This window comes from Algibacter amylolyticus, from assembly GCF_014202225.1.
Classification (GTDB): Bacteria; Bacteroidota; Bacteroidia; order Flavobacteriales; family Flavobacteriaceae; genus Algibacter_B; species Algibacter_B amylolyticus.
Genome location: NZ_JACHGE010000012.1, coordinates 55,918 through 80,505, shown reverse-complemented (window position 1 = coordinate 80,505; position 24,588 = coordinate 55,918). Strand labels below are relative to the sequence as shown.

The 24,588-nt window shown below is 34.2% G+C and carries 20 protein-coding genes; 9 read left to right on the top strand and 11 right to left on the bottom strand.

What is annotated here, in order from left to right; all coding sequences use genetic code 11:
• Positions 1 to 33: 33 nt before the first annotated feature.
• From HNQ90_RS17325 to HNQ90_RS17315, 3 genes are all read right to left on the bottom strand, one after another.
• A complete protein-coding gene (locus HNQ90_RS17325; RefSeq protein WP_144118137.1) occupies positions 34 to 687 on the bottom strand; it encodes a hypothetical protein in 654 nt (217 codons plus the stop codon).
• Between the two features lie 191 nt (positions 688 to 878).
• The gene (locus tag HNQ90_RS17320) at positions 879 to 1,838 is read right to left on the bottom strand and encodes an OmpA family protein (RefSeq protein WP_144118138.1); all 960 of its coding nucleotides are present in this window, start codon (positions 1,836 to 1,838) and stop codon (positions 879 to 881) included.
• A gap of 19 nt (positions 1,839 to 1,857) precedes the next feature.
• Positions 1,858 to 2,622 carry an exodeoxyribonuclease III gene (locus HNQ90_RS17315; RefSeq protein WP_144118139.1) on the bottom strand — a complete coding sequence of 255 codons (765 nt, stop codon included), beginning with the start codon at positions 2,620 to 2,622 and terminating at the stop codon, positions 1,858 to 1,860.
• Between the two features lie 278 nt (positions 2,623 to 2,900).
• Here HNQ90_RS17315 and HNQ90_RS17310 point away from each other — a divergent pair, with 278 nt between their 5' ends.
• The gene (locus HNQ90_RS17310; RefSeq protein WP_144118140.1) at positions 2,901 to 6,323 is read left to right on the top strand and encodes a hypothetical protein; all 3,423 of its coding nucleotides are present in this window, start codon (positions 2,901 to 2,903) and stop codon (positions 6,321 to 6,323) included.
• Here HNQ90_RS17310 and HNQ90_RS17305 read toward each other — a convergent pair.
• From HNQ90_RS17305 to HNQ90_RS17280, 6 genes are all read right to left on the bottom strand, one after another.
• Positions 6,320 to 7,243: a M28 family peptidase gene (locus HNQ90_RS17305; protein WP_144118141.1), complete on the bottom strand. Its 924-nt coding sequence runs from the start codon at positions 7,241 to 7,243 to the stop codon at positions 6,320 to 6,322. The two genes, HNQ90_RS17310 and HNQ90_RS17305, sit on opposite strands and share 4 nt — an antisense overlap.
• A 75-nt stretch (positions 7,244 to 7,318) precedes the next feature.
• Positions 7,319 to 8,062, bottom strand: coding sequence for a succinate dehydrogenase/fumarate reductase iron-sulfur subunit (locus HNQ90_RS17300; protein WP_144118142.1), 744 nt, complete (start codon positions 8,060 to 8,062; stop codon positions 7,319 to 7,321).
• A 10-nt stretch (positions 8,063 to 8,072) separates the two neighbouring features.
• The gene (locus HNQ90_RS17295; RefSeq protein WP_144118143.1) at positions 8,073 to 10,085 is read right to left on the bottom strand and encodes a fumarate reductase/succinate dehydrogenase flavoprotein subunit; all 2,013 of its coding nucleotides are present in this window, start codon (positions 10,083 to 10,085) and stop codon (positions 8,073 to 8,075) included.
• Positions 10,086 to 10,095: 10 nt separating this feature from the next.
• Positions 10,096 to 10,773: a succinate dehydrogenase cytochrome b subunit gene (locus HNQ90_RS17290; protein WP_144118144.1), complete on the bottom strand. Its 678-nt coding sequence runs from the start codon at positions 10,771 to 10,773 to the stop codon at positions 10,096 to 10,098.
• Between the two features lie 285 nt (positions 10,774 to 11,058).
• Positions 11,059 to 12,858, bottom strand: a complete 1,800-nt coding sequence (locus HNQ90_RS17285) for a T9SS type A sorting domain-containing protein (RefSeq protein ID WP_144118145.1) — start codon at positions 12,856 to 12,858, stop codon at positions 11,059 to 11,061.
• A 136-nt stretch (positions 12,859 to 12,994) separates the two neighbouring features.
• Entirely contained in the window at positions 12,995 to 14,797 is a 1,803-nt protein-coding gene (locus HNQ90_RS17280) for a T9SS type A sorting domain-containing protein (protein WP_144118146.1), read from the bottom strand.
• Positions 14,798 to 14,908: 111 nt separating this feature from the next.
• On the opposite strand from HNQ90_RS17280, the gene HNQ90_RS17275 reads away from it, so the two are divergent.
• Positions 14,909 to 16,201 (top strand): aminopeptidase P family protein, encoded by a 1,293-nt coding sequence (locus HNQ90_RS17275; RefSeq protein WP_144118147.1) that lies wholly within the window; start codon positions 14,909 to 14,911, stop codon positions 16,199 to 16,201.
• A gap of 60 nt (positions 16,202 to 16,261) precedes the next feature.
• Here HNQ90_RS17275 and HNQ90_RS17270 read toward each other — a convergent pair whose 3' ends face one another.
• The gene (locus HNQ90_RS17270) at positions 16,262 to 17,584 is read right to left on the bottom strand and encodes an aspartate kinase (protein WP_144118148.1); all 1,323 of its coding nucleotides are present in this window, start codon (positions 17,582 to 17,584) and stop codon (positions 16,262 to 16,264) included.
• A 219-nt stretch (positions 17,585 to 17,803) separates the two neighbouring features.
• Here HNQ90_RS17270 and HNQ90_RS17265 point away from each other — a divergent pair, with 219 nt between their 5' ends.
• From HNQ90_RS17265 to HNQ90_RS17250, 4 genes are all read left to right on the top strand, one after another.
• Positions 17,804 to 18,460, top strand: a complete 657-nt coding sequence (locus tag HNQ90_RS17265; RefSeq protein WP_144118149.1) for a hypothetical protein — start codon at positions 17,804 to 17,806, stop codon at positions 18,458 to 18,460.
• 45 nt (positions 18,461 to 18,505) lie between these two features.
• Entirely contained in the window at positions 18,506 to 19,282 is a 777-nt protein-coding gene (locus HNQ90_RS17260) for an alpha/beta fold hydrolase (RefSeq protein WP_144118150.1), read from the top strand.
• 62 nt (positions 19,283 to 19,344) lie between these two features.
• Positions 19,345 to 19,599 (top strand): hypothetical protein, encoded by a 255-nt coding sequence (locus HNQ90_RS17255; RefSeq protein ID WP_144118151.1) that lies wholly within the window; start codon positions 19,345 to 19,347, stop codon positions 19,597 to 19,599.
• Between the two features lie 73 nt (positions 19,600 to 19,672).
• The gene (locus tag HNQ90_RS17250; RefSeq protein ID WP_144118152.1) at positions 19,673 to 19,933 is read left to right on the top strand and encodes a hypothetical protein; all 261 of its coding nucleotides are present in this window, start codon (positions 19,673 to 19,675) and stop codon (positions 19,931 to 19,933) included.
• Here HNQ90_RS17250 and thiL read toward each other — a convergent pair.
• Complete coding sequence (gene thiL / locus HNQ90_RS17245) at positions 19,930 to 20,976, bottom strand: thiamine-phosphate kinase (RefSeq protein WP_144118153.1); 1,047 nt, start codon at positions 20,974 to 20,976, stop codon at positions 19,930 to 19,932. The genes HNQ90_RS17250 and thiL overlap by 4 nt on opposite strands.
• A 73-nt stretch (positions 20,977 to 21,049) precedes the next feature.
• On the opposite strand from thiL, the gene HNQ90_RS17240 reads away from it, so the two are divergent.
• Genes HNQ90_RS17240 through HNQ90_RS17230 form a run of 3 tightly spaced genes read left to right on the top strand, consistent with a single transcriptional unit; the run spans position 21,050 to position 24,584 of the window.
• Positions 21,050 to 22,435: a choice-of-anchor B family protein gene (locus HNQ90_RS17240; protein WP_172625934.1), complete on the top strand. Its 1,386-nt coding sequence runs from the start codon at positions 21,050 to 21,052 to the stop codon at positions 22,433 to 22,435.
• A 10-nt stretch (positions 22,436 to 22,445) separates the two neighbouring features.
• Entirely contained in the window at positions 22,446 to 23,810 is a 1,365-nt protein-coding gene (locus HNQ90_RS17235) for a hypothetical protein (RefSeq protein ID WP_144118154.1), read from the top strand.
• A gap of 9 nt (positions 23,811 to 23,819) precedes the next feature.
• On the top strand, positions 23,820 to 24,584 hold the full coding sequence (locus tag HNQ90_RS17230) for an MbnP family protein (RefSeq protein WP_144118155.1): 765 nt from the start codon (positions 23,820 to 23,822) through the stop codon (positions 24,582 to 24,584).
• Positions 24,585 to 24,588: the final 4 nt, after the last annotated feature.

The following is a 24,588-nucleotide window of genomic DNA, read 5'->3' as shown; positions in this document are numbered from 1 at the left end:
ATATTTGTCATTCCTGCGCAGGCAGGAATCTTTTTAATTTAAAATTAATTTGTTATTTTCTACAGGAGGTGGAGGTGGCGGAGGAATATCTAGTAAACTATAACCCTCAAACAAAATTGTATATTTAAAATAATCCGGAGATTTATCAGAATTCACTCTATTAAACTGCTCAATTATTTCTTTTAAAACTTTTTTAGTAACTACTATTGAATGTTTATCTTCTACATAGAGAAAAATCACAGCAGGTTTTAACTTATTCTGTTTATATCGAAAATTATACTTATTTGAAATTGTTGTATCTAATACTCTATTAAGGTGTTCTATAGACTTCCTTTTTTTAAAACCTTTGATAAACGAATCGTTTTTTATTGTAAACTGATTAGGTGTGAAATAACAGGCATCTTCACTTATATTGGGGCAATATGCAAATCCTAATGTGTTATAATGGACTTGATTATAACTAAACTTTAAGCCCGCAACTTTCCCAGAACAATCAATTCGACTCATCTCTTTTCTAAGCTCTGAATATGTATTTATAGTATCTAAATTTATTAATTCTAGGTTATTTTGAAGTTGATAGTTTTTAAATTCAGGAGAGAATACTTCATTCTTAACTTCCTTTTCGTCAAACGAGTTACAAGAACTTGAAAACAGTAAAACTATAAATAAACTTTTAAATACCCTCATAGTAAATTTTAACCGATGATTTTTATCGATTTAGCGTAAAGATAAAAAACCGTTAAAAGCCATTTTAGCTTTTAACGGTTTTTTATGCGTTAGGGATTGAGGTATTGTTGGAGCTCTTTTTGTGTTGTTGCACATATGCAACACAAAAAAGCGACTAGCGAAAGCCCGACCCTTGTGGTAACGCCCAAATTTTACTCCTCACTTAGCAACTTAGAAAGTTCGTCTAACTTTGGTGTTAAAATAACTTCGATACGTCTGTTTTTCGCCTTACCTTCTTTGGTTTCGTTAGAGGCCACCGGTGCAAATTCGCCGCGTCCTGCTGCTGTTAAATTTTCTGGATTGATATCATCATTCTGACGTAAAATATTTACAATTGCCGTGGCACGTTTAGTAGATAAATCCCAGTTACTTGTTAAAATACCGTTGCCTTTGTACGGCACATCATCGGTATGACCTTCAATTAAAACTGCTATGTCTGGATTCTCGCCAAGTACCGTACCTAGTTGCTTTACCGCGCGTGTACCCTCTGAGCCAACAGCCCAACTTCCTGAACTAAAAAGTAATTTATTTTCCATAGATACATACACTTTGCCGTCGCGTTGCTCTACCGTTAACCCTTTACCTTCAAAATCGGTTAAGGCTCTAGAAATGGCATTTTTAAGCGCTGTCATTGCTGCATCTTTGGATGCGATAACTTGCTCTAGTTCTGCTACGCGGTTAGAACGATTTTCCAATTCTTTTTTAAGTTTTTCTAGACGTGCATTTTCGGCTGCTAGTGCTTGCTCTTTGGCTTCTAATTGCGCTAATAACTCTCTGTTTTTTTGAGAGTTTGCAGCAATGGATGCTGAACTATTTTTCTCTAAAGCATCGTAAGAGGCCTTCATATTATCTAAATTGGCTTTGGCGGCGTTATACTCGCCTTGTAATTTATCGCGTTGTGCTATGGCCTCGTCGTAAGCCGATTGTAATTGCTTTAATTCGTTTTCGGCAGCTGTTTTGGCACTTAAAAGCGCTTCGTTATTGGTTGATAATTTTCGGTTCTCTTTTTTTAAATCGGCATACTTGGCTTCGAGGTCTTTATATACTTTTGGAGACACGCAAGATGCTAATACTACAAGAGTGAATACTGTGAAAATGCTTTTTTTAATCATGTTGCTTTGCATTAGTTTGTTATTTATTTTCTATTTCTACCAGAATAGGACAATGGTCGCTATGAACTGCATCTGACAGTATAACGGCTCTTTTTATGTTTTCTTGTAAGGGTTGCGAAACCATGGCATAATCTAATCGCCAACCTTTGTTATTGGCACGCGAATTGGCACGATAACTCCACCAGCTATATTGCTGTAAATCAGGATGTATAAATCTAAATGAATCAATAAACCCGCTTTCTATAAAACTCCCAATCCACTCGCGCTCTACGGGTAAAAATCCTGAAACGCCTTTCATTTTTGGGTTATGAATATCTATTTCTTCATGGCAAATATTATAATCGCCACAAATTACTAGGTTTGGAATCTCTTTTTTAAGATTATTTATATACTCCTGGAACAGGTCCATATATTCCAGTTTATGGTTTAATCTGGCATCGTTAGTTCCCGAAGGTAAATACAAACTCATAACCGAAACGCCATTAAAATCGGCACGAATATTTCGACCTTCAAAATCCATAGACTCAATTCCAGTGCCGTACTCAATGTGATTAGGTTCGGTTTTACTTAAAATAGCAACACCACTATATCCTTTTTTTTGTGCGCTATACCAATAGTTATATTTGTAACCCGCATCTTCAAAAAGGCTTAAATCCAACTGCTCTTCCATAGCCTTTATTTCTTGCAAACAAATAACATCCGGGTTTGCAGCTTTTAACCAGTCGATAAAACCTTTATTAATGGCTGCACGAATGCCGTTTACGTTATAGGATATAATTTTCATTTGTTTTTATTTAAATTTTAAAAGCATTGTCCCTTTTGTTGGAAAAATACGCTTTTTATAAAAAAGCGATTGTTTCAGCTAAAATAAATAATACATTACTTTTACGGCATCATTTTATAGCAGATTTAACTAATTTTTTTAACATATTAGTTTTAGTGTTTGAGATCTCGACATAATAGTCGGGATTAGTTAGACCATCTAATTTTAGTACCCCAAAAAGGCTTCTAAAAACAGAGCTTCACTAAAATATTTTAAACAAATTGTAGTTTACATAGTTAATGAAGGACATAATAACCTTACTTATAGTTTTAATTGGATTTTGCGGCTTTTCGCAAAACCCATCGTCCAACTATAAAACTAAAAAATATGCTGTAAACGACACGATTAAAATTGACAGTGTAAGCATCAATTCTAATTACTTTTTTATAAAAAAAAAGGATAGCACCGTTATAGATTCCACCTACTATTCGGTTGATTTTCCAAACGCCATTTTAACATTTAAAAAGGCTATTGATACAGATTCTATAAGTATAAACTACTTAAAATTTCCCGACTTTTTAACAAGAACCTACCAACAGCTAGACGAGCGCATTATTGTAAAAAATAATAGTACCAGCCAAACCTTATATAAACTTAAGCAACCTAATACAGATAAAACTTATGTCCCTTTTGATGGCTTAACAACCTCTGGAAGCATATCGCGTGGTGTAACGGTTGGCAATAACCAAAATTCGGTTTTAAATAGCGAATTAGACCTTCAAATTACAGGGAAATTAAATGATAAGGTATCCTTGCGAGCCTCCATTCAAGATGCTAATATTCCGTTACAAGAAAGTGGGTATAGCCAACGTTTAGATGAGTTCGACCAAGTATTTATAGAGTTATTTAGCGACCGCTGGAATATTCGTGCTGGAGATATTGATTTGGTAAATACTAACTCCTACTTTTCAAGCTTTTCTAAACGCGTACAAGGATTAAATTTTAACTTAAACTTAGGCGATACAGAAAACAGCACCAATTTGTTTGCGGCAGGCGCTATAGTTAGAGGGCAATTTAGCACAAGCCAATTTACAGCTTTAGAGGGTAACCAAGGGCCGTACAAACTTCAGGGCCCCAATGGCGAATTATTTGTGCTTATTGTTTCGGGTAGCGAAACGGTTTATGTAAATGGCATTCCTATAAAACGTGGTGAAGACCAAGATTATATTATAGATTACAACGCAGGTGAAATTATATTTAACTCGACTTACCCAATAACGTCCGAAATGCGAATAACGGTAGATTACCAATATAGCGACAGAAATTATTCGCGGTTTGTAGCCTATGGTGGCGGAAATTATGAAAGCGAAACATTGAAAATTGGAGTTTCTGTGTATTCTGAAAATGATGCTAAAAACCAACCGCTTCAACAAAACCTCTCGGAAGAACAAGTTGAAATTCTTGCCAATGCTGGCGATGATAAGTCGTTAATGGTAGCACCGTCTGAAGTTCGAGATGAACTAAACGACAACCGCATTTTATACAGAAAAACACTTTTTGGTACTGTTGAAGGTTTCGAGTTTTCTAACGATCCAGATGAAGAGCTATACCGCGTAACATTCACTTTTGTAGGCGACAATCTAGGGGATTATGCCTTGAGCAATATTAACGCTATTAATAATATTTACGAGTATGTTGGCGTAAACCAAGGAAACTACGCGCCTATTGTTCAATTGGTAGCCCCAACCAAACTACAAATTGCGGTTTTAAATGGCAGTTATGCACCAACAGAAAAAACGAATATTAGTTTCGAGGCTTCGGGTAGTAAAAATGATTTAAATGCGTTTTCAACTATAAACGACGATAATAACGATGGTTTTGCAGGGAAAATTAATATCAATCAAAACCTTGTAAAAAAAGATAGCCTATGGACTATTGATGCCTATTTGGATAGCGATTACATAAGTTCTAACTACCGAAATATTGAAGGTTTATATAATCCAGAATTTAACCGCGACTGGAACTTAGACTTAGATAACACTAGTGGTATTGGATTAAATTTAGGAAACCAAATCCTTTTAAATTCGGGTTTAAGGTTATCGCATTATAAAAAAGGTAGCATTAATTACCAATTTGAACATTTAAACTTCTCTGATGGATTTAAAGGAAACAGACATATTACCTTTGCTAATCTGTTTTTAAATAAGTTTAATATTTATACGTCTTCTAGTTTTTTAAATGCAGATTCTAATGTAAACACCTCAACCTTTTTAAGGTCTTTTAATCGTATTACCTATAGCATGAAACATAGTTGGGTTGGTACAAGAATAGCTATTGAAGATAATGAACAACGTAATAATAGCACACAAGAACTTACGGCTTTAAGTCAGAAATTTAAATCGTACGAAGTGTTTGTTGGTGTTGGTGATAGCACTAAGATTTTCACGGAAATTGGATATAAAAACCGTGTAAATGATAGTATTAGAAATAATGAATTGCAAAAGGTAAACACATCCAACACTTTTTATTTAGACTCCAGACTTATTCAAAACAAAAACACCAATTTATCTTTATACGCCAACTACAGAACCTTAAATAATGCAGATGACGCCTTAGATGATGAGAACTCTATAAATTCTAGATTACAATTTAACCAAAAACTATTTAAGCAAATTGTGCAATGGAATACTATTTTTGAAACCAATTCTGGACAATTAGCGCAACAGGATTTCACTTACGTGGAAGTTGAAGCCGGACAAGGTACTTACACTTGGAATGATTATAACCAAAACGGGATTCAGGAACTTGAAGAGTTTGAAATTGCTCAATTTCAAGATCAAGGTATATACATTCGGGTCCTACTGCCCAATCAGGTATATTTAAAAACGCATCAAAACAGACTAAGCCAAACGCTTACTATAAACCCAGCACAATGGTCGGTTTCCAATAAGAAATTCAAAAAATTCTGGTCGCATTTTTACAATCAAACCAGTTATTTAATTGATAGAAAAATAAAACGAGAAGGCGGCGATTTTAATTTGAATCCGTTTAATAGTAACGAAGAAGACCAATTGGGTTTACAATTAAACTTTAGAAACGTATTGTTTTTTAACAGAGGAAAACAGCGTTACACGACGTCTTATACTTTTTTAGAAAACACGACTCGTAGCATATTATCTGTTGGATTTATAGAAAATGGTTTAAAAAGCCATCAGTTTAATTTTAATCATAAATTATCTGAAAACTGGCTAGTAAATATGCTTTCGGCTTTTGATACTAACGAGAGCATTAGTGAAAATTTTGCTAGTAAAAATTATAATTTTGACGAGGCCAGATTTAACCCTAAACTATCTTACTTATTTAACGACAATTCTAGTTTCGATATATTTTACCAATACGCGAGTAAAAACAATACTATTGGCGATTTAGAAACTTTAAAACAACAAAATTACGGCGTATCTTTTAGTTTAGCCAGTAGCCAACAAAGTGCTATTAATGGCGAATTCAATTACTTTTCTAACGATTATACAGGCAACTCAAATACGCCAGTAGCCTATCAATTATTAGAAGGTTTACAACCTGGAAAAAACTTTACTTGGAGCCTGCTAGCACAAAAAAAGCTAACCAAATTTTTAGATTTAAACTTGAGTTATTTTGGAAGAAAAACGGAGACTAGCCGCACCATACATTCGGGCTCAATTCAGCTAAAGGCTTATTTTTAAAAATGCGTTTTAACATTATCCACATCTGTAAAAACAGCTAGTATTGTTTTAACAGCTTCGGTATAAAACTCGGGATGAATATTTTCATAATCATCGGTTGGTTCGTGATAATCTTTATGATCTGCAACCCCAAAATATATAAACGGAATGTTTTTTTTATGAAAATTAGCATGGTCTGAAGCATAGGTCCAATTCTCTAATCCATCAAAGCCATCATGACCGCTAACTAATTGTATTTTAGAAGTCGTTTTTACCTTCGAAATTAAATATTTCAAATTCTTATTGAATGATGTACCAACGGCAAATAACTCATTTTTATCGCTTCGGCTAATCATATCTAAATTCAAATTAACCAAGATATCATTTAGGGAAACAATAGGATGATTCACATAGTATTTAGAGCCTTGTAAGCCTAATTCTTCGCCATCAAAAGCAGCTAAAATAACAGTATGTTTTGGTGGGTATGTTTTAAAATATTCCGCGATAGCGAATAAAGCACTTACTCCAGAGGCATTATCGTCTGCACCATTATATATACGACCTTGCTTAATACCTTCGTGATCGTAATGCGCACTTATAACGATATACTTTTTAGGGAACTCCGTACCTATTATTTGGCCAATAACATTTACAGCATTATACTGTTTACTTCCTTTACGGAACGTAAATGCTTGTTCGAACGCTTTTCCTAAAGGTTTTACCTGTGCACTATGAAATTGGTTTACAATATATTTCCGGGCTTTTATAGCGCCTGTTTCACCGGTTCTTCGACCTTGGAACGCATCAGAAGACAAGGATTTAACATGTTTAAGCAAGTCTTTTTCATTAAAGGCCTGTGTTAAAGCTGAATCTGTTTGAGCTAGCACTTGCAACCCTTGAAAAATGAAGCAAAAAAATAGAATTAGGGCAATTTTATTCATACGCAATAATAGTAAATAAATAACAAAGCCCATACCAACAAGTTGATATGGGCTTAAAATATATTTTAAATGGAACTACTTAACGGTAGCTTTCATTAGTTCTCTATTCATTCTAGCAATGTTATCTAAAGAAATTCCTTTAGGACACTCTACCTCGCAAGCCCCAGTATTTGTACAGTTACCAAAACCTTCCAAATCCATTTGCGCAACCATGTTTTGTACACGGTCTGCCGCTTCTACTTGTCCTTGTGGTAATAACGCATATTGCGATACTTTAGCACCTACAAATAACATAGCAGAGGAGTTTTTACAAGTTGCAACACAGGCACCACAACCAATACAAGTGGCAGCATCCATAGCTTCATCGGCAGCATGTTTAGATATTGGTAAAGAGTTTGCATCTTGAGTATTACCAGAAGTGTTTACAGAAATGTAACCACCTGCTTGTTGTATACGCTCAAACGCATTTCTATCTACTACTAAATCTTTAATTACTGGAAAAGCTGCTGCTCTAAAAGGTTCGATTGTAATGGTATCGCCATCTTTAAACATTCTCATGTGTAATTGGCAGGTTGTTACACCTCTATCTGGCCCGTGAGCCTCACCATTTATGTACATAGAGCACATACCGCAAATACCTTCACGACAATCATGATCGAAAGCAACCGGCTCATCACCAGAATTTACTAACTGCTCGTTCAAAACATCCATCATTTCTAAAAAAGACATGTGTTCTGAAATTTCAGTCACTTTATAATCTACCATTTGACCCTTTGAACTTGAGTCGGCTTGTCTCCAAATTTTAAGTGTTAAATTCATAATGTCTTTATTATTTGTATGAACGTTGTTTTAGTTCTATATCTTTAAATTCTAATTCTTCTTTGTGTAAAACGGCATCTGCAGGCTCTCCTTTATATTCCCAAGCAGCTACAAAAGCAAAATCTTCATCATTACGTTTTGCTTCTCCTTTTTGAGGACCATCTAACTCAGCAGATTCTTCTCTAAAGTGACCTCCACAAGACTCAGATCTCATTAAGGCATCTTTAGCAAACAATTCTCCTAACTCTAAGAAATCTGCAACTCTTCCTGCTTTTTCTAACTCTGGATTCATTTCATTTGCCGTTCCTGGTACAGAAACTTCTTTCCAAAATTCTTCACGAATAGCTTTAATTTCGGCCATTGCCTCTTCTAATCCTTTTGCGTTTCTAGACATTCCTACTTTATCCCACATTACTTTCCCTAATCGCTTATGGAAGTAATCAACAGATTTCGTGCCTTTATTATTTACGAAGAAATTAATTCTTTCGGTAACTTCTTTTTCTGCAGCTTCAAATTCTGGAGTTTCCGTTGAAATTTTTCCAGTTCGAATATCATCAGATAAATAATCGCCAATAGTATAAGGTAATACAAAATATCCATCGGCTAAACCTTGCATTAATGCAGAGGCCCCTAATCTGTTTGCACCGTGATCTGAGAAATTAGCTTCTCCAATACAGTAACATCCAGGAATGGTAGTCATTAAGTTATAATCTACCCATACACCACCCATGGTGTAGTGTACTGCTGGATAAATCATCATTGGAGTTTCATATGGATTCTGATCTACGATTTTCTCGTACATTTGGAATAAGTTGCCATATTTCGCTTCAACAATAGCTTGTCCTAGCTCGTATATTTTTTCCTTAGAAGGGTTTGTTATATTATGAATTTTAGCTTGCTCTTTACCGTAACGGTCTATTGCAGAAGCAAAATCTAAATACACAGCTTCACCTGTAGCATTTACACCATAACCAGCATCGCAACGCTCTTTTGCTGCACGAGAGGCAACATCACGAGGTACTAAGTTACCAAATGCAGGGTAACGTCTCTCTAGGTAATAATCTCTTTCATCCTCAGATAAATCGATTGGTTTTTTCTTTCCTTCTCGAATCGCTAAAACATCTTCCATGTTTTTAGGCACCCAAATACGACCATCGTTTCTTAAAGACTCAGACATTAACGTTAGCTTTGACTGATAATCTCCTGAACGCGGAATACATGTTGGGTGAATTTGCGTGTAACAAGGGTTCGAAAAGAACGCCCCTTTTTTGTGAATTTTCCATCCTGCAGAAACATTCGATCCCATAGCGTTGGTTGATAAGAAAAATACATTTCCATATCCACCAGATGCAATTACAACAGCGTGAGCAGAATGACGCTCAATCTCGCCTGTAATTAAGTTTCTAGCTATAATTCCTCTTGCTTTACCATCTACAACAACAACATCTAACATTTCGTGACGATTGAACATTTCAATCTTACCACGAGCTATTTGTCTATTCATTGCAGAATAAGCCCCTAATAATAATTGTTGCCCTGTTTGACCTTTTGCATAAAAAGTTCTAGAAACTAAAACTCCTCCAAAAGAACGGTTGTCTAATAAACCACCATAATCACGTGCAAAAGGAACTCCTTGTGCCACACATTGATCTATAATATTTGCTGAAACCTCTGCTAAACGATATACGTTTGCCTCACGAGAACGATAATCGCCACCTTTTACAGTATCGTAAAACAATCTATATGTAGAATCGCCATCGCCCTGGTAGTTTTTTGCTGCATTAATTCCTCCTTGAGCTGCAATAGAGTGCGCTCTACGTGGAGAATCTTGATAAGCAAATGCTTTTACGTTATATCCTAATTCTGCTAAAGTAGCACAGGCAGAACCACCTGCTAGACCAGTTCCAACAACGATAATATCAATATTACGTTTGTTTGCTGGGTTAACTAAATCTATATGATTTTTATAATCTGTCCATTTATCTTTAATTGGACCTTGAGGTACTTTTGAATCTAAAGCCATAGTTTTAAGATTAATGGTTATTAATTAAATGATGAAAAAGCGCAATAATTATAAAACCTAAAGGCAGAATAATTGAATAAGCTTTACCAAATGTTTGTAAGTTCTTTTTACGACCCGCTGTTGATCCCATAGATTGGAAAGCAGAAGTAAAGCCATGTGCTAAGTGTAATCCAAGAAGGATAAATGAAATTACATAAGCCCCTACTCTAAGTGGATTTTGAAATTTCTCTACTAATTCGTGGTAATATCTAAATTCTCCATTATGAAGCCCAGACATATCACCTACAATATATTTTGTATTTATCTCTGGAAACCAGAAATCAATAAAATGCAGTACGATAAAAGCTAAAATTACTAATCCGCTATAAATCATATTACGACTAGACCAAGTAGAATTTGCTGCACCGTTATTTCTAGCATAAGCAACACCATTAGCTTTTTTGTTTTTAAGCTCTAAAATGAAACCCATTACAAAATGAAATACTACTGCAAAAATTAATACTGGCTGCAATGCAAATTGCACAAGTGGGTTTGTACCCATAAAGTGTGATACTTCATTAAAGGCATCTGGACTAAAAACAGATAACATGTTTATAAAAAGATGCTGAAGTAAAAAAAACATAAGGAAGAATGCAGAAAGCGCCATGGCTACTTTTCTTCCAATCGAAGATTTAAAAAATCCGCCCATTATTTTAGAAGTTGTTATTTTAATTTAAACAAAGGTAGTTATGGATGCACTCTTAGACAAATAACAATTGTCATGTTTTCTTTATTTAGAATGATTTTAAAGAAATTTATTATCCATAACTAAAACAAACTTAAACTAAGAATACTTAAAACAATATTTGAAATTGATAAATATTTAGCTTTCTTTTTGTTAAAACTCACAACAGACTATAGGTTAACTAATTAAAAAAGGAGACCTATTAATTATAGATCTCCTTTTTAAAATAATATTTTATAAATATTAGTACTAATTAATAATGAGCTTTTTGGTTAAAACGGCATTTCCCGAATGGATATCGACAAAATACATTCCTTTAGAAGCATTTTTTAAACTAATAGTCTTTAAACTAGATGAATTTGGCTTCGTATTTTGAGAAATAAGCCTTCCGCTAACATCGTAAACTACAATTTTATCTAAACTTATTGCATCATCATGACTAATAAACAAATCTCCATTTGTAGGATTTGGATACATTTTAATACCGGCTGATAAAACATCTTCCGCAACACCTAAAGAACAGCTTGTAGCATAATTCTCTAATCCAGATTGGCTACATATAGGCTGATTTACACTAATATCTTGAACTATTTGAGACGCCAATATATTAGAATTGTTTAAATTTCTTAACACTTCTTCTTGAGCAATATCAAAATGCATTAAATCGTTAGTATCAATAACATGATCTAATTGCCTGCAATGCCCTAACTCATGAAGAGCTACACTCTGAAAATCATATTGAACCGTAGAAGGAGGATCTACTGAGAAATTCCAGTTTGTATCACCATCAAATACAATATCAAATTCTTTTACATACCATACTAAACTAGGAACCCCATTAATAGGTTCGCTGCATGAAACATAATAACTGGTTCTTTGGCCAAGAACTAAATCTGGTAACACCTCATCTGGATTAGAACTCGAGCTATTATCAAAGGCAATAACATTTTTATTATCATTAACCGCTTTATGAATGGCATTTAAGTTGGCTACAACATTAACTTCATCCAATTCCCAGTTCATTTTAGTTTCGCAACTCCAAGTTTCTAAAGCCAATTTAAAAGCATCTGCCACACCGTTTGTTTGTGCTAAATGAGCCGAAAGTTGCCATGTATAACCACCACTTCCATTATCGTCCACAAGTTGTGAAGGGTAAGCTATATTATTACTAACTATATTGTTTTGTGCATAATTGATAGTTAAGACGTTAACTGTTTCAAAACTACTGCCATCATTATGGGTAATTCTTACCTGACCTGTTCCCGCTTGTGAAGGCACTTCAACAGTGATTAGAATATCAGTCCAAGTTAAGACTTGAGAATCTAAAGCATCTACATAATTATCTCCAGCGTTATCAGCATTTCTAAAACCTACCTTACCTTTTATCGAACCAAAATCTGAACCAGAAATAGTTAAAATAGATTTAGTTCCAGCCGAAATAGTTGTTGGAAAAAAATTGTCGACATCGAATAACTTTGCCGCATTTATTTTTGATAATTTATTTTGAATATTAAAAGGAGCTACTTCAATATATTCAGATTTAGTTCGCATTTCAATATCTTTATATAAAACACTTTGAATACCTTGTTTTACATTAAATTGATTTGATGCTAAATCGTTATTGTAATCATATTTATAAAATGCTTGCGTTGCCCCGTACGGTAGAAATTTAGTATTGTTAGATGGACTAGCGGTCCCCAATTTTAAGTTGTCATCATATAATGTAAAAACCCCAACATCATTTACGTTTAAATCTAAACTAGGAGACACTACTTGCGCTTCATTATCTAAAACACCACCTAAAGTAATAATATCTATATAAGATTTTACACCGCCTTTAAATACTTTAAATACTTCAATGGTATTAGCGGTATATATTTTTTCGTGATTAGCATCCCAAAAAGATTGTTTAGCAACAACCTGACCTTCAACAACTAAACTAGATTTTTCAATTTGTTTATCTAAAGATACCGTTTTTAGCAAAATTTGAGCACTCAAAGCCTCTAAACTTATAATAATCAATAAACTAAGTAATATACTCTTTTTCATTCTCAAAATTTTAAATAGTTGGTTCACGCCTTTAACGGTGGCATCAAGATTTGTATTCCTATTTACGGTTGATTTACATTTTTAGACTATATTAAAATGAACAAACCAATAAAAAATCAAAAATAAACAAATATTACTACTTTAAAACCAGCTTTTTAGAAATAAAATTTGATTCTTCTGAAAATAAATTAACAAAATATAAACCTTTAGAAACACCACTTAAATTAACGGGTATTAATTTACTATTATCTGCAACATCCAATTCAAGAATTAATCTTCCTCCAACATCGTAAATAACGACTCTATTTAAATTTACAATTGAAGATTGAATATAAAATTCGTTTTCTGCTGGATTTGGGTAAATAGAAATACTATTTTCCATAGTATTATCCTCGACACTTAAACCACAGGAACCCGAATAGTCTGTCATTAAAGGAATTAAAGGGTCTCCGAAACACACTTCGTTTGTTGTACTTCTTAAATGCACACTATTCCCTGCATTTATACTATTTACATCTAAAGTTGTATTTATGTCCTGATCAAAAATCTCAAAATTCATAACGTTTGTAACGTCATTTACATGACCTAATAAATGCGCGTGCCCTAACTCATGTAACGCTACTGTTTCAAAATCATATTCCCCATTATCTAAAGTTTCGTTTTCAAGACCAAAATACCAACTCGTTTCTTTATCAAAAACCATATCATTATCCACTACATAAGCAATAACCCCACTTGAACAAAAACGACCTCCAAAAGATGTATATGTTACACCTAATACACCAGCTTCAAGCTCATTTCCATTATCGAATCTAATAATATTAGTCTCAGCATCACTAGTTTCACTAATATTAGTTTCATTTGCATCTACAATCCAATTAACCCCAGTTTCACACCTCCAACTCTCTAACGCTCTTTCATAGGATGCTTTAGCACCTGGATGAACCATATCCTGAAAGAAATCAGTAAAAAACGACCAAGTATAACCACCAAGCCCGTTGTTATTATAATGTTGTACTTCAAAAGCTTGATTTTCTCCGCTAATTTCAAACACTGCATTTGATGTAGCATAAGTAACAGTTAAATTACCGGTAGACACACTGCTTGCCCCTCCCAAATCTGTAACACGAATATTACCCGTACCAGCAAAACTTGGCACATGCACTCTAATTTCTGAATCGGACCAAGATAAAATTTCAGAGTCCAAAGCATCCGTAAAAACAGCCCCACCCTCATCGGCATCTCTAAAACCTACTTTACCTATAGCTGTACCAAAACCCGATCCTGTAATTACTAACTCGGTTTTAGTTCCCGCTGTAACTGCTGTACTTGGAAAAGATATACCTGTCGGCATTAAAACACCAGCATTTTTTTGACTCTCTTTAGCCGCTTTAAAAGCTTTAACTTGTTTATAACTTGTTTTAGTAAGTTTTGTTACCGTTTTATAAAACGTACTTTCTATACCATTTGTTTTACCAAATATATTAGCAACCTCATCATTATCTCTATCATATTTATAAAAACCTTGAACCGCACTATACGTTTTAAACTGCTTTAACTTTGTTGTTGCTTTTAGCTTAAAATTACTATCATATAAAGTAAAAACACCTTGATTTCCCTTTTTAAGATTTAAACCATGCGAAACCACCAAAGCATTTAACCCAACCGCTCCACCTAATTCTACAACCTCTACTTGTTCTACAAATTCACCTTTAAAAACCTTATAAACATTTACGGTATAGGCTGTATAAATTTTTTCCTTCGCTTCATCCCAAAAAGATCGTTGTGAAACAACTTCGCCCTCAACCACTAAACTAGAATTATCAATTTGTTCCTTTAAGGATATTTCTTTTAGCGATACCTGAGCAGAAACATTTGTTAAATTCATTAAAACAATTAATGCTACAAACATTAATCTAAAAGGTAAATTTTTAATCATAATCTTTTTTAATTTTATTTAAGAATAGCGAGGGATTATCAAATATAGCAAATAAAATTCTACTTTTTATTTATACATTTACATCAGTGATAAAAATAAACTTTATTTAACATGAAATATTTACCTATAGATAAATCTCTTTTTGAAACAAACAGGGCAAATTTTAAAGCTAAAATGAAATCTAATAGCTTAGCTGTTTTTAACTCCAATGATATTTATCCTATAAGTGCAGATAGCACGATGCCTTTTGAGCAACACCGGGACATTTTTTACTTAAGTGGCGTAGATCAAGAAGAAAGCATTCTTGTAATTTTCCCCGATTGCCCTAAAGAGAAACATCGTGAAATTCTATTTTTAAAAGAAACCAACGAGCATATTGCAGTTTGGGAAGGCGAAAAACTAACCAAAGAAAAAGCTTTTGAAACAAGCGGTATAAAAACGGTGTATTGGTTGCAAGACATGGAGAAAATCATGTTCGAATTAATGACCCAATGCGATACCGTGTATATTAACACCAACGAGCATTACCGTGCAAATGTTGAAACTGAAACCCGCGAAGACCGATTTACAAAGTGGTTAAAAAATAAATACCCTGCGCATGCGGTAGCCAAAAGCAATCCTATTATGCAGCGCTTACGTTCAGTAAAATCACCTGTAGAAATTGATTTAATTCAAAACGCTTGTAATATTACCGAAAAAGGCTTTCGTAGAGTTTTAGATTTTGTAAAACCTGGAGTTTGGGAGTTTGAAATTGAAGCAGAGTTTATGCATGAATTTTTACGAAATCGCTCTAAAGGTTTTGCATACACACCTATAATAGCATCGGGCAACAATGCAAATGTTTTACACTACGTAGAAAACAACCAACAATGTAAAGCTGGCGATTTAATTTTATTTGATGTGGCTGCAGAATACGCTAATTACTCAAGTGATATGTCAAGAAGCCTTCCTGTTTCTGGTCGTTTTACTGAAAGACAAAAAGCGGTTTACAAGGCTGTTCTTAGAGTGAAAAACGAAGCTACAAAAATGCTAACTCCGGGTACAGACTGGGGAGCATACCATGTTCAAGTTGGAAAACTAATGACTAGCGAGTTACTTAGTTTAGGCTTATTAGACAAAGCCGATGTTCAAAACGAAAATCCAGATTGGCCAGCCTACAAAAAATACTTTATGCACGGTACTAGCCACCACATGGGATTAGACACACACGATTACGGTATACTAACAGAACCCATGGAAGCCAATATGGTATTTACCGTAGAACCTGGAATATACATACCAGATGAAGGATTCGGAATTAGACTGGAAGACGACGTGGTTATCCAAAACACGGGAGAGCCTATTAATTTAATGAAAAACATTCCTATAGAAATTGAAGAGATTGAATCTTTAATGAATTCATAAAAATTAAAAAGGGTCGTTTTAAAAACGACCCTTTTGCTTACAACACTAAAATATTATATGTTACAGAGTGACTAATTCAAATAAATAATCATTTAGTTTTTGTAGCGTTTTAATTTTATCATTAGAATCGATTAATAGTGAAATATTGTTATTACTTCCACCATAAGAAATCATTCTAATTTTTACATCTTGCAAAATCTTAAACATCTTGTAAGTATCTTGATGATTAACAACAGAGTTTCCTACCAAGCAAACTATACTTTGGTTAGCATCCACTTCAATCGACGCAATTTTGTCTAGCTCAGCCAAAATTTTATCTAGGTTTTTATCATCATCAATCGTTAATGAAACAGCAACCTCAGAGGTTGTAATCATATCAATAGATGTTTGGTAAGTTTCAAAAATTTCGAAAACTTTTTTCAAAAAACCATGAGCCTGTAACATTCTAGCCGATTTAATTTTAATGGCTGTAATATTATCTTTTGCAGCAATGGCTTTAATACCCTCTCCCGATGTACTATTGGAAATTAAGGTACCATGCGCATCTGGTTTCATTGTGTTTTTTAACCTTACTGGAATACTATCCTTTCTAACAGGCGTTACGGTTTGTGGATGCAAAATTTTTGCACCAAAATAAGCTAACTCTGCAGCTTCTTCAAACGATAGGTTTGAAATCGCATTTGTATTATCCACATATCTTGGATCGTTATTGTGCATACCATCAATATCTGTCCAGATTTGAACTTCTTCTGCCTTAAATGCGGCACCTATAATAGTAGCTGTATAATCACTTCCACCACGTTGCAGGTTAGAGATTTCGCCAGCGCTATCTAAACAAATAAATCCTTGAGTAATGTATATTTGAGCATCATCAGCCGCTTTAAAAACACGATCAAATTCTCTTTCTATATAATCGGTATCAGGTTCCTTAAAATCATCAATACGCATAAAACTCAATGCGGGTAATAATGTAGAACTTACACCTTCTTGTTTTAAATAACTATTAAACATATAAGTAGAAAGCAATTCACCTTGTGCTAAAATTTTATTTTCTAAGGTTTCAGAAAACGCTTGGTTTGTACTTTCAACCAAAAGTTCAAAAACGCTTGATACATAATGTTTAACATCATTATTTAATTGAGCATCACTTAAAAGCTCGTCGATAGTAACAAAATATGTTTCTAGCAAACTATTAACTCTATCAATAGCAGTATTAGGTTCATTACTTTTAATATCGTTTGCTATAGCAACCAATTGATTTGTTGTTCCAGACATAGCAGAAAGAACAACTACCTTTTTACTTCCGTCGTTAATTATATTTTTAACCTCGCTCATGTTGTTTACAGAGCCTACTGAAGTTCCTCCAAATTTTAATACTTTCATCTGTTTATTCTATGTTTACAAAGCTGTAAGATGTAACCTTAGTGAGAAAAATAATCAAGCCTTTTTACTTTTAGAGATTATTTTTAATCATACCGGTTTCATTTTCACTAATTTGAGTAACAAAACTATAACTCATTTATTAAACAATGATATTTTTAATAAAAAAAAGTTATTTTTACACAAATTGTTAAATAATTAACACCAAAGACGTTTAATAACATGAAAACGGTATCCAATTGCGTTGAAGACATTTTAATAACGCAACCTTATTTAGAAGAGGCGCTTTCTAGAAACATCATAAATTTTAGTGCGCTTGCCATAGAATTAGTAGAACCTATTAGCAAAATGCTAAAAAAGGATGTAAAACCTGGCGCTATTATGATGGCTTTAAGGCGCTACAACCCTCCTGTTACACTAGGTAATTCCATTAAAATGAAACGGGTAATACAAAACCTTGGCGACATTACCGTACGCTCTAACCTTACCGATTTTACCGTAAAAAATTCAACAACATTAATAGATAATCACGCCAAAATTCTAGAACGAATTAATACGGAAGAAAAACTCTTTTATGCCTTTACAAGAGGAATTCATGAAAGCAACATAGTTGTTTCTAGCAGTCTAAATGATTTTGTTAATCATCATTTAGAGAACGAAACCTTTATTGCTGTACAAGAAAACTTATCGGCAATTAGTATTAATTTACCTCAAGACAACTCTAAAATTGCGGGTTTATACTATCATTTTTTTAAACGCTTAGCCTGGGAAGGCATTGTACTTTATGAAGTCTTATCAACCACCAACGAGTTTACTATTTTAGTTGAAGACGAATTTGTCGACAAAGCTTTTACCGCCATTAAAAGAGTAAAATCTTAGCTTATTTATATCGTTGACTTTATCTTTGCCCCAGATAAAGAAAACATGTATTTAGACTACAAAGGCATAAACATATTTTTTACCGATCAAGGCAAAGGAAACACCGTAGTTTTTCTCCACGGATTTCTAGAAAACGCTTCAATGTGGCAACCGTTTACACCAATACTTTCGCAAAACAATAGAGTTATTACTATAGATTTATTGGGCCACGGAAAAACAGGTTGTTTAGGTTATGTGCACTCTATGGAACTTATGGCCGAAGCGGTTCAAGCGGTTTTAACCCATTTAAAAGTTTCGCAATTCTATATTATTGGACATTCCATGGGTGGTTATGTGGCACTCGCTTTCGCGGAAAAAAACCCAGCAGCTTTAAAGGGTTTATGTTTAATGAATTCTACACCTAACGAAGACACACCTGAAAAGAAAAAAAATAGAGATCGCGCGATACAAGCAGTAAAGCAAAACCACAACACCTTTATACAATTAGCAATTGGCAACTTATTTAGCCCCAATAACAGAACTACATTTACCAAAAATATTAAAACTTTAATTCAAGAAGCACAACAAACACCACTTCAAGGTATTGTAGCTGCATTAGAAGGCATGAAAATACGAAAAAACCGCACCTCTGTTTTCCACTCGGCACCGTATAAGACTATGCTTATAATTAGCAAAAAAGACCCGATTTTAAGTTACGATACGCTTCTTGCACAAACCAAAAACACTACAGTGAACATTGTAGAATTGAACGACGGACACATGAGTCATATTGAAAATAAACACGAATTTTCACACAATTTAATGCGTTTCATCGAATTTTAATTACTTTTTACCGACTTATTGAGTGATTTGTATTAAGTTTATACAACCCAAATTAACAAATCATGAAAAAACCTAACCCAATTCCAAAAATGTATTGCAACCTTTTTGGCCATGATTATCAGGTTACTAAGCGCGTAACCTACCATGTAAAAGAGTATACTTGCAGACATTGTAAAACACAACTTACAACAAACAGTAATGGCTGCTTAACCGAGCTTACGCCTAAATTTAAGGAAATAAATGCTATTCTTGAAAGAATTCACAACGCCAGAACGCAACGTTTAAAGAATAAAAACCTCTCTTCGTCGATTTATTAGTTACTAATTATTTTAATGGTCTGATTTTTAATACTTTTAAAACGTTCTCTAAAATTAATTAATTGAAAGTAAAATGAAAAGCATCCATTGCAAGGTGTTTGGGCATGACTATAAAATATCTAGACATGTTACCTATCACGTAAAAGAATACGCCTGTAAAAATTGTAAAACAGAACTTACTACAAGCGGAAACGGCGATTTAATAGCATTAACACCTAAATTTAGAGAAATAAACGACGTTTTAGAGCGCATCCATCACAAACGCATACTTAGAAAAAACGAACCTATAAATAAAGTGCTTGTTAAAAACCAAGCAAAACTACGTATAGCTTAATCATTAAAACCTTTCCAACCCTGCGCTTTTATTGGAATTCGTGTATCTGCTCGAGTTACTAGGTGTAGACCTTCTCTCTCTTCCTTTATATGCCCAATAACCGTTAAATTCGGATTTGCCTTTATTTTAGCATAATCATCTTGCGAAATGGTAAATAGCAACTCATAATCCTCACCACCATTTAGAGCCACCGTTGTACTATCTATATTAAATTCTTCACAGGTTGAAATAACTTGAGGATCTAATGGAATTTTTTCTTCATATAAATCGCACCCCACTTCACTTTGTTTACAAATATGAATAATTTCAGATGATAGGCCATCACTAACATCAATCATAGATGTAGGTTTTACATCTAAATCCTTTAGTAATTTAATAACATCTTGTCTCGCTTCAGGCTTTAACTGTCTTTCAATGATATATGAATACAATTCTAAATCTGGCTGACTATTCGGGTTCACCTTAAAAACTTCCTTTTCGCGCTCTAAAACCTGAAGCCCCATATAGGCTGCTCCAAAATCTCCAGACACAACAAGTAAGTCGTTTGGCTTTGCCCCACTTCTATAAACTTCGTTATCACCTTCAACAGTTCCAATAGCCGTAACAGAAATTAACAGCCCTTTATTTGAGGAGGTTGTATCGCCACCAACAAGGTCAACTTGATATAAAGCCGATGCCGCCTCTATTCCAGCGTACAAATCTTCTAAAGCTTCCAACGGAAACCTGTTAGAAACCGCAATAGATACTGTTATTTGCGTAGCAGTAGCATTCATTGCATAAACATCAGACAAATTAACCATTACCGCTTTATATCCTAAGTGTTTTAAAGGCATATAACTCAAATCAAAATGCACACCTTCAATCAATAAATCAGTAGTAACAACTACTTTTTTATCGTCAAATTTTAAAACAGCAGCATCATCGCCAATACCTTTTACTGTAGAGGTTTGCTTAATTTCAAAATGCTTAGTTAAATGGTCAATTAATCCAAATTCACCTAGATCACTTAATTGTGTTCGTTGCTGGTTTTTATCTTCTATCATAATGCAAAAATAAGAAGCTATATTTGTTTTTACTATCTTTAATAATTATTTAGCATTTTTAATAAATTCTCTAATGACAGTTTTACGCCCTTTTTCCTACCTAATACTTGTTTGCGTTTTAATTTTTATTTTACAATCCTGTAATGATGAGCCTTACGAAATAATCCCGGTAATTGATACCGATAACGATGGCATTTTAGATGATTTTGATAATTGCCCATTTACAAGCAACCCAAACCAATTAGATGAAGACAAAGATGGTATAGGAAATCTTTGTGATGATGATTTTATTAATGCTGAAAAAACACCATTAGCTATTTGCGAAAATGGTTTTGCAGGCATTTACCCGTGTAACGATTACGATTTAATGGCAAACATACCATTAACCATTTTTGGTGCTACAGCAGGAAATGATTGTTGGGGCTGGACGGATACTACCACAGGAAAAGAATATGCTTTAATGGCAACATCTCATAACACTGCTTTTGTTGATATTACAGAACCTACAGCCCCTATTTATTTAGGAATCCTCCCAACAGCATCGTCAACAGGTCCTTGGCGAGATGTTAAAGTTTATAAAGACCACGCGTTTATAGTTGCAGATTGTAGCTTAGGAAACGACCCCAATTGTAATGACGATCATGGCATGCAAGTATTTGATTTAACACGATTACGAAACGTTCCTAATCCCCCAGAAACTTTTACAGCCGACACACATTTTACCGAATTTGGTAAAGCGCATAACATTGTAATTAACGAAGATTCTGGTTACGCCTATATTGTAGGCGCCAACAGAAGCTCAACATACCTTGGCGGCCCTATTTTTATAAATATTCAAGACCCTAAAAACCCAGTTTCAGTAGGTGGTTTTAGTCAAGGTGGCTACTCTCACGATGCACAAGTAGTCACTTATAATGGGCCAGATAGTGATTATATAGGTAAAGAAATTTTAATAGGTAGCAATGAAAACGAAGTCGTAATAGCACATGTTTCAGATAAAGCAAATCCTACTATAATTTCAACCATAAGTTATGCTAATGTTTGGTATGCCCACCAAGGTTGGTTTACTCAAGACATGAAATATTTTATTTTGGGGGATGAGTTAGACGAAGCTAGAGCCGGAAATAACACAAGAACTATAGTTTTTGATTTCACAGATTTAGACAATCCCTCTTTTCATTTTGATTATTATGGCGAAAGCGCTGCAATAGATCATAATGGTTATGTAAAAAACGACACCTATTATTTTGCAAATTACCGAGCAGGAGTCCGTATGTTAAATATCTCTGATATAGGAAATAGTAACTTTACAGAAATAGGCTATTTTGATACCTACCCTACTAACAATGGTACCGAGTTTAATGGCGCATGGAGTATTTACCCATATTTTTCTAGCGGAAATATTATTGTTAGCGATATAGATAGAGGCTTATTTATAATTAGAAAAAGTGGCTCTTAATTGCCTGATTATGCCTATTCGCTCAAAGCAATACCGTATTACAGTTGGCATATTTGCCATGGCTTTACTATGCTTTAGTTGCTCTAAAACTGAAGAATCTCCAAAAACAGCAGCAGAATCTGTTACTACTAGTTTTGTAAAATCTTTAGGAGGAACCAAAAACGAAAGCGCTCAAGCTATTTCCAAAACTTCAGATGGTGGCTACATTATTTTAGGATACACACAAAGTTTAGATGGCGACATCACCAATAAAACCAACGAGTCTTTTGATTATTGGATACTAAAATACGACCAAAACAGCAACCTAGAGTGGCAAAAAACTTGTGGCGGAACTGATGATGATAGAGGTAACGATATTATTCAAACCTCCGATGGCGGTTATGCTGTTATTGGATTTAGCAAAAGTAACGATGGAGATATTACAAATTACCAAGGTGCTCACGATTTTTGGGTGTTAAAACTAACGGCTTCTGGTACTATTTTATGGCAAAAAAACTATGGTTTTTTAGGCGCAGACATAGGCAACACCATAATCCAAACCAACGACGGTGGCTTCTTATTAACGGGTGTACTAGATGTTTCGGCATCCAACGGACAAGGAAATAGTAAAAACACGAATTCAAAATCTTCAAAAACTCTACATGCCGGAGGCGATTATTGGGCCATTAAAATAAATACTTTAGGAGTAATACAATGGCGAAACTATTATGGAGGCTCATTTACCGATACACCTTATGATGCCATTCAAACTGAAGATAATGGTTTTTTAATTGTAGGCTCCTCTGATAGCAACGATGTAGATATAAAAGACAATAAAGGCACTTACGATTTCTGGGTAGTAAAACTATCTGAAACCGGAACTTTAGACTGGGAAAAATCTTTTGGAGGCTCGCAAACCGATGAGGCTAGAGCCATTGTAAAATCTAGCGATGGCAACTATATTATTGTTGGCAATACTAGAAGTAGTGATATCGACGTTTCTAACAACAATGGTGCTGCAGATTTATGGGCTATTAAAATAACACCTACAGGAAACCTTATTTGGGAAAAATCTTTTGGAGGCAGTAGTTTTGACGTGGCATTATCCATTTCTAAAACGGCAGATAACAACTTCATAATAGCAGGAAACTCCCGAAGTTTAGATGGCGATTTAACCACAAATTACGGTCAGAATGATGCATGGTTATTAAAAATAGACACTAACGGAAAACTTTTATGGCAAAACACCATAGGAGGATCAGAAATTGATTTCGCCTACGACGCTGTCGAGCTTAATAATAAAAGCATCATAGTAGTTGGAGACACAAGTAGTTCTAATTTTGATCTTTCAACTAATAACGGGTTTTCAGATTTACTAATATTCAAATTAAATTAATCACATAAAATGAAAAGAATCTCCCTACCACTTCTTTTTTTATTGATGCTATCATCAGCATGTAGTAATAATGACAAAGTAGATTTAACCCATGTTACTTTCAATTTTAATCATAATTGGGATGGTACTGCGGTTACAAACACTGATTTCAACGCTATAAAATTCACAAATGCTTACGGGAACCAATTAAGCATCGAGCGATTACGTTATCTCATTTCAAAAATAACGTTTCATAAAAGTGATGGTAAAATCATTGTTTTAGAAGGCTACAACCTAGTTGATGTTACAAATAACGAAAACCTAAGTTTTATGCCTTCAACCTTTGTTACAACTGGCGAATACAGCAATATTTCATTTACTTTTGGCTTTAATAATGAAGATAATATGAACAACTATACCGATTTAAACACAGCATCGTGGATTGTACCAGATATGCTTGGTGGCGGCTACCATTACATGCAATTCGACGGTAAATTTTTAAACGATGCCAATAAAGAACAAGGCTTTAATTACCATGCTATTCGCGCAGTTGATAATCCTGGAGAAAACCCAAGTTTCCCTCAAGACACCTTTATAGTTGTTAACCTAGGCCCAACCACAATAACTAGTAATGCTACCTTTAATATTGAAATGAATATTGCCGAGTGGTTTAAAACACCAAACACTTGGAATTTAAATGAACTAAACCAAGCACTCATGCCAAATTCGGCTGCACAAATAATGATGAATGAAAACGGACAAAATGTATTTAGTCTAGAATCTGTGAATCAATAATTTA